This window comes from Xenorhabdus japonica (genome assembly GCF_900115195.1).
GTDB classification, from domain to species: Bacteria; Pseudomonadota; Gammaproteobacteria; order Enterobacterales; family Enterobacteriaceae; genus Xenorhabdus; species Xenorhabdus japonica.
Genome location: NZ_FOVO01000041.1, coordinates 1 through 11,440, shown reverse-complemented (window position 1 = coordinate 11,440; position 11,440 = coordinate 1). Strand labels below are relative to the sequence as shown.

Here is an 11,440-nt window from a genome sequence, read left to right as displayed (position 1 = left end):
GCCTTACTTGTTTGTTTCAGTAAAGTTTTTTGTTTCAGTAGAATTAGCTTCAGTAAAATTTGCATCGACAAAACGCAAAGTGACAGGCATTCCTTGTTTCAGGCTGTTATCGGGATCAAGGACAATGATTCGCAGGCGATAAACTAAGTCTGTTCTTAAATCAGGTGTCTCGACATTTTTAGGGGTAAATTCGGCGGTAGGAGAAACAAAACCGATTTTGCCATGATAAGGCCGATTTTTCCGTCCATCGGTATAGATCAGAATTTCCCGTCCAGCGATGGCCTGATTGAGATTAGGTTCATCAATGTATGCTCTTATCCAAACGGGATTGGTGAGTGACAGGGTAAAAACAGTATTGCCAGCAGCCAGCATTGTGCCCGGTTCAATGGCTCTGGTCAGGATCACACCTGCTGATGGTGAGGTGAGTTGGGTGTCTTTCAGATTGAGTTCAGACTGTGCGACGGTCGCTTCTGCTTGGGCAAGCTGAGCTTTTGCCGCCGCAATTTCTTCTATGCGATAACCGGTTTCGAACTGACGCAATTTATCTTTTGCTGCTTGATAAGCGGCCAGTGCTTGATTGCGCCCGGTTCTGGCATTTTCCAGATCATTGGCTGAGATCGTTTTACTTTGCCACAATCCTTGCTGACGTTTCAGGAAGTTATCAGCAAAACGGAATGCTGACTCTTTTTGAGCCACTTCAGCACGTACTTGGGCAATTTCTTCGCTACGATAACCTGCTTCGGTTTTGGCAAGATTTGCCTTGGCGACATCACGAGCGGCTTTGGCTTGATTCAAGGCATTGATAAAGGGAGCCTCGTCGAGACGGCCCAGCGTCTGGCCCACAGTGATGGCATCGCCTTCATCCACTTGCAGAGCAGACAGCTTGCCAGCAACTCGAAAACTAAGGTTGACAGTCCTGACATCGACGTTGCCATACAGGGTCAGCTCCCTGCTGTTTTGTTCCTGATAATAATAAAAACCAACAATAGCACTGATAACAACAATGAGCGCCAATAGGGCGAGAGCAAACTTTTTACTGTTCATACTATCCCTTATGCCTTTTCAATTTATACCCTCTATCTTCCAAATGGTGGCTTTGTTGATTATTCCGCTACTTGAGAGCTATTGGGTATATACGTTTTTAATGCTTATGTTTTTAATACCTAAGCACTGAGTTTATTGCTTACTGAATGACTGCTTTCTTAACCCATCAAGCAATAAATTGATGTGTTGAGATAAAACCTGATTGATTAATTCGTATTCTTTGGCACCAATGTTATCCCATCCTGTTTGGCGCAATAAGGCTTCCCGAGCCAGACGAAAAGAAAGAATTTCACCCAATAAGGCATGGGTGTGGATTTGGGTTGAAATCTGGCATTCATCAGCGCCGATATAATTGGCAATAAGTCTATTCAACCGGGAATAAATCGGAGCCAGTCCCTGATCATGCATGACACTGTAGGCCTCTGTTGGTGTCAACTGCTCATGGGACATGATCCGGCTGATATTGATACTGCTTTTTTCGAAAATCAGGCGGTTATAGCTAACCATTCCCTGATGAATAAATTCCAGTATTCTGTCTTGTGGATAGGGTTTTGGTGTTTCAACAAAAAAACGATCAATTGTTTCAATGAGGGGGGAAAATTCTGATTTTAGCGTATCGGCAATATGCTGCACGACTGCAAGATATAATCCTTCTTTGGAACCAAAATAGTATGCGATGGCTGCGATATTTTGTTGTGCGTGTTGGGCAATGTTGCGGGTAGTAGCACCATCCAGACCTGATTTGCCAAAGATTTCTATTGCTGCTTCTAGAAGTTGCTGCCTGGCTTGTTCGCCTCGTAATGTCTGAGCCGTCTTCGCTGCCATGTTAAAATATTTCCTGTTGCAAAGAATTTTCAAGAATGTCGAAAAAATATATCAATCGTATGATTAACTTTAAAACTAAAGTAAGTCGATGTAAAGTTGACATAAATTGTCTTTTTAATAGACACCAATAATAAAGCTAAATTCCCGTTACTGACCTGTCACTGAAGAGCTTCAATCAACTTTATCCTCAATTATTGGCTTCTTTAGGTCTGCGTGGAAAAACATATCTGTTATAATGCCGCGCTATTTATGGTGCATTGCAGTTTGTGTTATTTCTTTGCGTTTTATCGCGTCTGTTTTCTTCCCATAAAACTGCCCCTGAATTGATATCAGGAATGGTGAAGTCTGGAGCATTTTTTATTTATGAATTTTGAGTCACTCGGCTTGAAGGCTGATATTTTGCGTGCCGTTGAAGAACAAGGTTACGCGGAACCTACCCCTATTCAGCAGCAGGCCATCCCTGTTGTATTATTCGGTAAAGATCTACTGGCCAGTGCCCAGACAGGCACGGGAAAAACAGCAGGGTTTACTTTACCTATCCTGCAACTCTTAAGTGAATCCCCGGTTCAGGCAAAAGGCCGTCGCCCGGTCAGGGCATTGATTTTAACTCCGACTCGGGAACTGGCGGCTCAGGTGGGTGAAAATGTACGTAATTACAGTAAGTACCTTAAATTACGTTCGTTTGTTGTGTTCGGTGGTGTCAGCATTAATCCACAGATGATGAAGTTACGTGGTGGTGTGGATATTTTGGTCGCAACACCAGGGCGTTTGTTGGATTTGGAGTATCAAAATGCCGTGGATCTTTCTCGCATTGAAATTCTGATTCTGGATGAAGCTGATCGCATGTTGGACATGGGATTTATTCATGATATTCGTCGTGTGTTGAATAAGCTGCCAGCGAAACGCCAAAACCTACTCTTTTCTGCGACGTTCTCCGATGAAATCAAGAGCCTTGCCAGCAAATTGCTGAAAGATCCAGTAAGTGTGGAAGTTGCACGGCGTAACTCGGCTTCAGAACAGATTGATCAATCAATCCATTTTGTAGATAAAAAGCGCAAGGGTGAGTTGCTTTCTTACATGATAGGCAGCCAGAGCTGGCAGCAGGTATTGGTATTTACGCGTACTAAACATGGTGCAAACCGGTTGGCAGAGCAATTGAATAAGGATGGCGTGACGGCTGCTGCGATCCATGGTAACAAAAGTCAGGGGGCGAGAACCCGTGCATTGGCTGACTTCAAGACAGGGCAAATTCGTGCATTGGTAGCGACAGATATTGCTGCCCGTGGACTCGATATTGATCAGTTGCCATATGTCGTCAACTATGAGTTGCCAAACGTTGCCGAAGATTATGTTCATCGAATTGGCCGGACTGGTCGTGCAGATGCGACAGGGCAGGCAATATCGCTGGTGTGTGTCGATGAGCATAAGCTACTGAAAGATATTGAACGTTTATTGAAGCGAGAAATTCCACGTATTGCCATTCCGGGTTATGAACCTGATCCTTCTATTAAGGCAGAGCCAATCCAGAATGGACGTAATAGCCGTGATAATGCTTCTCGTGGTAATGCTCCTCGTGGCAATACTTCTCGCAGAAATACTTCATCTCGCAGTAATGCTTCTCGCAGAAATAATTCTCAGGATAATAGCTTCCGCGATCATCACCCACATAATGAACAGCCTTACGGTCAACGTAAAAATGACAAGCAAGGCCATTCCAAACAAAATCAGGCAAATAAAGATCAGGCTAACCAAGGCAGTGATCGTCCACGCAGTTGCAATCAAGGTGCACCATCGCGTCAACGCCATCAGCGCCCGGCAACCAAAGCTCCGCGTGTTTCGGTAGCGGGAGAGTAGTTCATGCGCGTTTTGCTGGCTCCGATGGAAGGTGTTCTGGATTCTCTGGTCAGGGAATTGCTGAGTGAAGTCAATGAGTATGACCTTTGTATTACAGAATTCCTGCGTGTGGTTGACAGCTTACAGCCGGTAAAATCTTTTTATCGGCTGTGCCCTGAACTATATCATCAGAGTCGTACTCCATCGGGAACACCGGTTAGAATTCAGCTTCTGGGACAGTATCCAGAATGGTTGGCAGAAAATGCGGTCAGGGCAGTTGAGTTAGGATCATGGGGTATTGATTTAAACTGTGGCTGTCCGTCCAAGGCTGTCAATGGCAGTGGTGGCGGTGCTACCTTACTGAAAGATCCCGAACTCATCTATCAGGGAGCCAAAGCCATGCGTGAAGCCGTTCCAGCGCATTTACCCGTGACGGTAAAAGTACGTCTGGGATGGAATTCTGATTCACGTCAGTTTGAGATTGCGGATGCAGTTCAGCAAGCAGGAGCAACCGAATTGGTTGTGCATGGACGAACCAAAGAAGATGGTTATAAAGCAGAGCGTATTAATTGGGAGGCGATAGGCGAAATTCGGCGTCGCCTTTCCATTCCAGTGATTGCCAACGGTGAAATCTGGGATCGGCAAAGCGCTCAGGAATGTATCAAAATTACAGGATGTGATGCTGTAATGATAGGTCGCGGCGCACTACATACACCAAACTTGAGCCGAATGATTAAATATAACGAACCGAGAATGCCTTGGGGCGGTGTGCTTAAGCTACTGCAAAAATATACTTATCTGGAAAAGCAGGGAGATACAGGGTTGTATCATGTTGCCCGTATCAAGCAATGGTTGGGATATTTGCGCAAAGAGTATGATGAAGCGGATGCATTATTTATGCAAATCAGGGTATTAAAAACGTCTGCTGAAATTGCCAATATTATTTCCTACGCAGTGAAGAGATGTTTACCACTATATGAAATCGAGCCAAAGCTTCAGGTTTGTTAGCGCATTGAGAAGATTCAAATTGAATTGATGATGATTGTTTTTAAGTCAACCATTTATATTGATAATGCTAATTACTGATACATGTCTTTTTTATAATTTGCAATTCTTTTCGTTAGTGTCTTAAATTAGGTCGTAGTAACATAATTAAGCTCGTAAACAAATAATCTAATCAATTCTGGAGGTTGTATATGGGTATTCTGTCATGGATTATCTTCGGCCTAATTGCTGGGATTCTTGCTAAGTGGATTATGCCGGGAAACAACAACAGTGGCATCATTATGACGGTGATTCTAGGTGTTGTGGGAGCAGTTGTCGGTGGGTATATCAGCACGTTCTTTGGCATGGGAAAAGTGGACGGCTTTAATTTGGGTAGTTTCGTCATTGCTGTTGTTGGCGCAATGGTTGTTCTATTTGTATACCATAAAATTTCCAGTCAATAGTTTTATAAATTTCTCTTAACATTCAGGGCTTATATGATCAATAACAAGAAAGGGCATAGTATTCTGATGCCCTTTGCTACTATACCCTTCGTCTTTCTAGTTGCCTCTTTGTTGGCTGCGCTCACTTACCCCGGTCACATAGTTGTTTTTCAATATTTATTTTTCTAGTGGCAATGAATCATCAGTTCCCCATTCAGCCCAAGAACCATCGTATAATCCAGCTTCTTTGTGACCAATCATATCAAGCCCTAAGATTAAAACAGCGGCGGTCATTCCAGAACCACAGCTGGTAATAATAGGTCGGTTTAAATCAATGCCTTTTTTACGGAATATCGCCGCAATTTCTTCTACTGACTTATAATGTCCATTATCAATCAAGGCTGTCCACGGAATATTTTTAGCGCCGGGGAGATGCCCCATTCTCAAACCCGGACGGGGTTCTGGCACTTTTGCCTGAAAACGATCTTCTACTCTGGCATCAACAAACTGTACTGGCACATTATTACGGAATATATCTAGGATCTGTGTCTGAGAGCAGACTTTTTCAGAGGAAAATTGGATATTGAAAACCTCAGGTGAACGGGTAAATTTTCCCGATTGAGTTGGATAACCTGCCTGTTGCCAGCCTTGTAATCCTCCTTCAAGAATACGGATATGGCGGGCACCAAAAATTTTGAATGTCCACCATGCCCGTGGAGCGGAGAACATATTTCCCTGATCGTAAATTACCACCAGATGATTTTCGCTGATGCCCATTTTGTTAACAGCTTGGCGGAAAGTTTCCGGTTCTGGCAGCATGTGCGGCAGGTTAGTCTGTAGATTGGCGACTTTATCAAGATCAAAAAACTGTGCCCCCGGAATATGCTTCTCTAACCAGAGTTGGTGATAGTCAATGGATTGAGTGGGCATTGGTGTACTGGCATCAACAACAACGATATTCTCATCATGGAGATGCTCGTTTAGCCATTGTGGACTGACAAAATATTCATTTTTCATGCGCTTCCTCATCTGGTGTTACGATAAAAGCCAATATATTTAATGTTGCCCTGTCGGAGTATTTTCCTGCTGAGTCTGTTGTGGCTCTTCTGCTGGTGTTGTTGACCGAGTATACATATTTAACCCCGCCAGAAAGACTCCACCGATTGAGCCAATAGAAAATAATATGATGATGATGAGCAGGATTTTTTTCATTTTTGTATCCAATAATGTTTTGATAAAAAGTCAAAAGATAGCAAACCAAAAGTATATCGGCTTCTGCACTCCAGACAAGCGATAACCGCTTTTCTTGAATTGACTATCTCGTACTGGTTTTCTTGCATTAATTTTTGCACTAAATTTTTGCATTAATAGCAAAAAGCTGGAAACGTTTTCCCAGTAATGACCATATAAGGCTGATTTGAGAGCAACTCTATGGGAGAATAGTCCTCCTATTTTTAAATAACAAAGCTCATGGCACTTTCCAGTTCAACAAAAAATCAAATTAGTCAGTGGTATAAGTCATTATCTACCCATATTGATGGTTTCATTCCACGCGTACCCCAACGTCAGATGATTGCAGAGGTTGCAAAAACGTTAGCGGATGAAGAAGGACGGCATTTAGTAATAGAAGCACCAACGGGAGTAGGAAAAACGTTGTCATACCTGATTCCGGGAATTGCCGTCAGTCGGGCAGAACAGAAACCGTTGGTAGTAAGTACAGCCAATGTTGCTCTGCAAGATCAAATTTACAGCAAGGATTTACCGTTGCTGCGTAAAATTATTCCTGATCTTAAATTCACAGGTGCTTTTGGTCGTGCGCGTTATGTCTGTCCACGTAATCTGGAGGCAATTTGTGCTGCAGAGGGAGAGCAGATTGACTTGATGTTTTTGGTCGAAGACCAAACAGAAATTGCTAATAGTGAAGAACGGGAACTATGCCGCCGATTGCGCAGTGATTATACAACATTTGTATGGGATGGCTTACGTGATCACCATACGCTGGCATTATCGGATTCGCTGTGGACAAAAATCAGTACAGATAAAATGAACTGTTTGGCACGAAACTGTCAGTTTTACCATCGTTGTCCATTTTTTCTTGCCCGTCGGGAAATTGAAGATGCCGATGTTGTCGTTGCCAATCACTCCTTGGTTATGGCTGCGTTAGAAAGTGAATCTGTTTTACCGGAGGCAAAAAATCTGCTGCTGGTTTTGGATGAAGGGCATCATATTCCTGAAGTAGCAAGGGATTCACTGGAAGTTGGAGGAGAAATTACGTTATTCCAGCTTAATGGACAGTTAGATTTATTTATCCGTCATGTGGAGCAATACCTGATTCAATTTCGGCCGACGAAACCGCCTGCTTTGGCAAATATCCCCCGATTACAGACTCATTGTGAAACAATTCGTGAATACTTTAAGGAATTGGCGGAGATGACTCAGGCGCTTTTGCCTGAGCGCGGCGAAGCGGAAGAATATCTGTTTGAGCTGGGAAAATTACCAGATAGTTTACTGTTGTGTTGCCAGCAATTATTTAAACTCACTGATGGATTACGTGGTTTAGCAGAAGCGATTTTAAATGATTTGAGCGATCAAACTGCCAAACAAGATATTGTCCGATTGAATCGTGCTATTTTGCAAACCAGCCGAACACTGGGCTATTTTGAGAATATGGCAAAATTGTGGCGTTTGGCTTCACAAGAAGAATCTTCTCATGCGCCGATATCAAAATGGTTAACGCGTCGCCATGAGAAAAACCAATCACATCTTTATTTTCACTGTTCAGGAATCCGGGTCAGTGAACAATTAACCCAGTTATTATGGCGTAGTATTCCCCATGTTGTAGTGACATCGGCTACGTTGCGTTCACTGAATAGTTTTTCCCGCATTCAGGAACTCACCGGATTACACGAAAATCATGATGATCGTTTTGTTACTTTGTCATCGCCTTTTGAACATGTTCGGCAAGGGCGTTTGGTTATTCCCCAGATGACACAAGAACCGACCATTCAAAATGAAATGCAGCATCTCGAGGAAATGTCGCGTTATTTTCGTTCTCAGATGATGGAAGGGAAGCATCGGGGAATGTTGGTGCTTTTTAGCAGCCAACGAGCAATGGAAGGATTCCTCACTTTTGTCACAGACTTGCGGTTAATGTTATTGGTACAAGGTGATCAGCCCCGCTATCGATTGGTAGAAACACATTGCAAGCGTATTGATGAAGGACAAGCCAGTGTGCTGATTGGATTGCAGTCATTTGCAGAAGGATTGGATCTAAAAGGTGAATATCTTTCACAAGTCCATATTCATAAAATTGCATTTCCCCCTGTAACCAATCCAGTGATTATTACTGAAAGCGCATGGCTGAAATCTTTGAAACACTACCCATTTGAAGTGCAAAGTTTACCCAGTGCTTCTTTTAACTTGATCCAACAAGTGGGAAGACTAATTCGCAGCCATGAGTGCTATGGTGATGTGGTGATTTATGACAATCGGTTATTGACTAAACGTTACGGGCCACGTTTATTAAATTCTTTGCCTGTATTTCCAATTGAACGACCAAACGTGCCATCGGAAAAAGAGTTAGAGATAAGGAAAAAGGATAAATAATATAAAATTTAATATTATTTATCCTTTATTCAAAAATGGGTTTGTAACCTTTATTTATCCTATTTTTTTCAGGAAGCAGGTTTTTAGAACTAACCCTTTGATTTTATCGGCATTACACTCAATTTCATCTTCGCGGTGGGTCAGGCGGATGTTTTTGATCAGGGTGCCGCGTTTCAGCGTCTTGGAAGTACCTTTGACTTTCAGATCTTTGATAACCTGAACTGAGTCACCATCATTCAGCAACGCGCCGTTAGAATCTTTAACTTCAATATCCATCTTATAGAATCCTCATGTTTATTTTTAAATCAAACAGGGATTATAGAGAGAAAAATGATTTTTTTAAAGGTTAGTGTAGTTTTTAAGATTATAACTTCTATTTTTTAATGTTTTTTCTCGCCAATAATGATAATAGCTGTAAAAAAGGCCACATTTTTGGCCTTAACTTAATGAAAAATAATGTTTTTAAATTAATTATTCTACTTTTTCTATTTTGGTTTTTTGCTTAATGGTTAAGGTAGAGCCTATAGAGGCACAAATAATGCAGAAAAGAGCAACCCATTGAATCACGGCCAAATGCTCATTAAGGAAAATAATACCTGATAATGCTCCCAATGCAGGTTCAAGGCTCATTAATGTCCCGAATGTTTTGGCTGGAAGGCGAGTCAGGACAATCATTTCCAGTGTGTAGGGAAATGCGGTGGATAAAATAGCGATTCCCAGGGCAATAGGCAGTAACGAAACATTAAACAGTACTTCAGGGCCAGTCTGTATTAACCCGATTGGGAAGAAGATAAAGGCCGCTATCAGTGAACCAATAGAGACAGTTGCAGCACCATAGCCCGCTCCGGCACGTTGCCCGAAGATAATATAAAGTGCCCAAAAACCCCCAGCTCCCAGTGCGTATAAAATACCAATGGGATCGAGAGTATTGACGCTATCTCCAATTGGTAACAGGAAACATAATCCGGCAATGACCAAAACAATCCAGAGAAAATCTAAAGGGCGTCGGGAAGAAAACATTGCGACCGCCAAAGGCCCGGTAAACTCAAGTGCAACGGCAATGCCGAGAGGAATTCGGGATAATGACATATAAAACAGGTAATTCATTGCCCCGAGTGAAATGCCGTAGGCAAAAAGAGGAATCAATGAAGATCGCTGAAATTTCAGACGCCACGGTTTAAAAATCAGAAATAGAATAATCGTTCCTAATGCAAGTCTCAGGGCTGTGACACCAGGCGCTCCAATGACAGGAAATATCGTTTTAGCCAGTGAGGCTCCAGCTTGAATTGATGTCATTGACAATAATAATAAAATCACAGGAAGCAATGGAAAAGAAGCGGCCCGATGTTTGGAAAGAGACATTTATAAAACCTCAGTTACAACGTGTTATTTAAAGGGGGTCATCTTCTCAGTGAAACAGATATAACTCAACTGTATTATTAATTGTATGCTTGTTAGGCTATCGTTTAATCAGAAATTAAAACAACAACAATAATGGAGTTTAGTAATGAAAGATATTGCGGTGAAAAATTCTTTAGAAATAAATAGTTCTGTAAAAAGTATTGCTGTTTATTGTGGCTCAAGCTTGGGTGTGTCTGAAATTTATAAAGAAAGTGCGATATATTTTTCGAAAGAGCTGGTTAAGCGCGGTATTACTTTAGTTTATGGTGGCGCCAGCGTAGGGATCATGGGGACTGTAGCGGATACTGTCTTGAAAGAAGGCGGTAAAGTTATTGGGGTGATCCCAACATTACTGGAAGAACGAGAAATTTCTCATAAGAATTTATCTGAACTCCATGTTGTGGAAACCATGCATCAGCGCAAAAGCAAAATGATCGAACTGGCAGAGGGTTTTGTGGCTTTACCGGGGGGATTTGGTACATTGGAAGAATTCAGTGAGGTTTTAACTTGGAGTATGATTGGCTTGAATAGCAAGCCTTGTGGCATTCTCAATATTAATCAATTTTATGATCCCCTGATTTCCATGTTTAATAAAATGGCTGATGAGCAATTTCTGCAAGAAAAATATCGTCATATGGCAATTGTTGAACAAGAGCCTGCTTTATTACTTGATCGCTTTAATGATTACACAGTTCCTTCGGTAAAAACTTACACTAGGTGATTGGGAATTAATTGGTTGGAAAGATTCGGGAGAATATTATGGTAATAAGAACAGCTTCTATGCAGGATATTGAGACTATTTTATCTCTCTATAATATATTGTTCAGTGAAATGGCTGCGTTGCAGCCAGATAGATTGCAATCCACTGAACAAGACAGAGATTTCATTGTTTCCAGTGTCAATAATGATAAGTTTCATTTGCTTGTTGCGGAAGATGAGAATGGTGCTATTAGAGGTTTTTTTATTGCACAGGAGCAAAAGGCACCTCCTTTTAACTGTATTGTCCCCAGAACTTATGGCTACGTTATCGATTTAGTTGTCAGCCCAGATGCCAGAAGTCTCGGAATCGGTCAGAAGTTATTGGCTGGAATGAAAAGATGGGCGCAGGAAAACCATTATTCACATCTTGAACTGAGTGTATTATCTAAGAATGTTGATGCAATACGCTTTTATGCAAGAGAAGGATATCAAGAAGTAAGTAGAACTATGTAGGGCAAACGGGTCTAAATTGAACAGTTAGTTCAGTGATGTGCCTTCAGTACATAAAGGTAGGAACATTGATGATCGTTTGTGATTTACAATCC

Annotated in this window: 12 protein-coding genes; 6 read left to right on the top strand and 6 right to left on the bottom strand. The window is 41.9% G+C overall.

What is annotated here, in order from left to right; translation table 11 throughout:
* Nucleotides 1–3 precede the first annotated feature (3 nt).
* Both hlyD and BM135_RS13670 read right to left on the bottom strand, forming a co-directional pair.
* The gene (gene hlyD, locus BM135_RS13675; protein ID WP_092520477.1) at nt 4–1,044 is read right to left on the bottom strand and encodes a secretion protein HlyD; all 1,041 of its coding nucleotides are present in this window, start codon (nt 1,042–1,044) and stop codon (nt 4–6) included.
* Nucleotides 1,045–1,176: 132 nt separating this feature from the next.
* Entirely contained in the window at nt 1,177–1,869 is a 693-nt protein-coding gene (locus tag BM135_RS13670; protein ID WP_092520475.1) for a transcriptional regulator, read from the bottom strand.
* A gap of 363 nt (nt 1,870–2,232) precedes the next feature.
* On the opposite strand from BM135_RS13670, the gene rhlE reads away from it, so the two are divergent.
* The 3 genes from rhlE to BM135_RS13655 all read left to right on the top strand — a co-directional run bounded on the left by rhlE (nt 2,233) and on the right by BM135_RS13655 (nt 5,150).
* Nucleotides 2,233–3,723, top strand: coding sequence for an ATP-dependent RNA helicase RhlE (rhlE, locus tag BM135_RS13665; protein ID WP_092520471.1), 1,491 nt, complete (start codon nt 2,233–2,235; stop codon nt 3,721–3,723).
* 3 nt (nt 3,724–3,726) lie between these two features.
* Entirely contained in the window at nt 3,727–4,710 is a 984-nt protein-coding gene (gene dusC / locus BM135_RS13660) for a tRNA dihydrouridine(16) synthase DusC (RefSeq protein WP_092520467.1), read from the top strand.
* 188 nt (nt 4,711–4,898) lie between these two features.
* Nucleotides 4,899–5,150, top strand: a complete 252-nt coding sequence (locus tag BM135_RS13655) for a GlsB/YeaQ/YmgE family stress response membrane protein (protein WP_092520457.1) — start codon at nt 4,899–4,901, stop codon at nt 5,148–5,150.
* A 156-nt stretch (nt 5,151–5,306) separates the two neighbouring features.
* On the opposite strand, the gene sseA is transcribed toward BM135_RS13655, so the two are convergent.
* A complete protein-coding gene (gene sseA, locus BM135_RS13650) occupies nt 5,307–6,146 on the bottom strand; it encodes a 3-mercaptopyruvate sulfurtransferase (protein ID WP_092520456.1) in 840 nt (279 codons plus the stop codon).
* A gap of 39 nt (nt 6,147–6,185) precedes the next feature.
* Nucleotides 6,186–6,341: a hypothetical protein gene (locus BM135_RS17085; protein WP_175486153.1), complete on the bottom strand. Its 156-nt coding sequence runs from the start codon at nt 6,339–6,341 to the stop codon at nt 6,186–6,188.
* Between the two features lie 258 nt (nt 6,342–6,599).
* Between BM135_RS17085 and dinG the strand changes: the two genes are divergently transcribed.
* On the top strand, nt 6,600–8,735 hold the full coding sequence (gene dinG / locus BM135_RS13645) for an ATP-dependent DNA helicase DinG (RefSeq protein WP_092520455.1): 2,136 nt from the start codon (nt 6,600–6,602) through the stop codon (nt 8,733–8,735).
* Between the two features lie 54 nt (nt 8,736–8,789).
* Here dinG and BM135_RS13640 read toward each other — a convergent pair whose 3' ends face one another.
* Both BM135_RS13640 and rhtA read right to left on the bottom strand, forming a co-directional pair.
* A complete protein-coding gene (locus tag BM135_RS13640) occupies nt 8,790–9,011 on the bottom strand; it encodes an alkylphosphonate utilization protein (RefSeq protein WP_045969765.1) in 222 nt (73 codons plus the stop codon).
* A gap of 195 nt (nt 9,012–9,206) precedes the next feature.
* On the bottom strand, nt 9,207–10,097 hold the full coding sequence (rhtA, locus tag BM135_RS13635; RefSeq protein ID WP_092520454.1) for a threonine/homoserine exporter RhtA: 891 nt from the start codon (nt 10,095–10,097) through the stop codon (nt 9,207–9,209).
* A 145-nt stretch (nt 10,098–10,242) separates the two neighbouring features.
* Here rhtA and BM135_RS13630 point away from each other — a divergent pair, with 145 nt between their 5' ends.
* Together BM135_RS13630 and BM135_RS13625 are read left to right on the top strand one after the other, a co-directional pair.
* Nucleotides 10,243–10,857 (top strand): LOG family protein, encoded by a 615-nt coding sequence (locus tag BM135_RS13630; protein WP_092520452.1) that lies wholly within the window; start codon nt 10,243–10,245, stop codon nt 10,855–10,857.
* A 38-nt stretch (nt 10,858–10,895) separates the two neighbouring features.
* The gene (locus BM135_RS13625) at nt 10,896–11,348 is read left to right on the top strand and encodes a GNAT family N-acetyltransferase (protein ID WP_092520450.1); all 453 of its coding nucleotides are present in this window, start codon (nt 10,896–10,898) and stop codon (nt 11,346–11,348) included.
* The last annotated feature ends 92 nt before the right edge of the window (nt 11,349–11,440 follow it).

Bases quoted from the DNA above. Each gene is read 5' to 3' on its own strand.
- rhtA (WP_092520454.1), bottom strand. From the start codon at position 10,097: ATGTCTCTTTCCAAACATCGGGCCGCTTCTTTTCCATTGCTTCCTGTG.
- rhlE (WP_092520471.1), top strand. From the start codon at position 2,233: ATGAATTTTGAGTCACTCGGCTTGAAGGCTGATATTTTGCGTGCCGTT.
- BM135_RS13630 (WP_092520452.1), top strand. From the start codon at position 10,243: ATGAAAGATATTGCGGTGAAAAATTCTTTAGAAATAAATAGTTCTGTA.
- dinG (WP_092520455.1), top strand. From the start codon at position 6,600: ATGGCACTTTCCAGTTCAACAAAAAATCAAATTAGTCAGTGGTATAAG.
- BM135_RS13625 (WP_092520450.1), top strand. From the start codon at position 10,896: ATGGTAATAAGAACAGCTTCTATGCAGGATATTGAGACTATTTTATCT.
- sseA (WP_092520456.1), bottom strand. From the start codon at position 6,146: ATGAAAAATGAATATTTTGTCAGTCCACAATGGCTAAACGAGCATCTC.
- BM135_RS13655 (WP_092520457.1), top strand. From the start codon at position 4,899: ATGGGTATTCTGTCATGGATTATCTTCGGCCTAATTGCTGGGATTCTT.
- BM135_RS13670 (WP_092520475.1), bottom strand. From the start codon at position 1,869: ATGGCAGCGAAGACGGCTCAGACATTACGAGGCGAACAAGCCAGGCAG.
- BM135_RS13640 (WP_045969765.1), bottom strand. From the start codon at position 9,011: ATGGATATTGAAGTTAAAGATTCTAACGGCGCGTTGCTGAATGATGGT.
- BM135_RS17085 (WP_175486153.1), bottom strand. From the start codon at position 6,341: ATGAAAAAAATCCTGCTCATCATCATCATATTATTTTCTATTGGCTCA.
- hlyD (WP_092520477.1), bottom strand. From the start codon at position 1,044: ATGAACAGTAAAAAGTTTGCTCTCGCCCTATTGGCGCTCATTGTTGTT.
- dusC (WP_092520467.1), top strand. From the start codon at position 3,727: ATGCGCGTTTTGCTGGCTCCGATGGAAGGTGTTCTGGATTCTCTGGTC.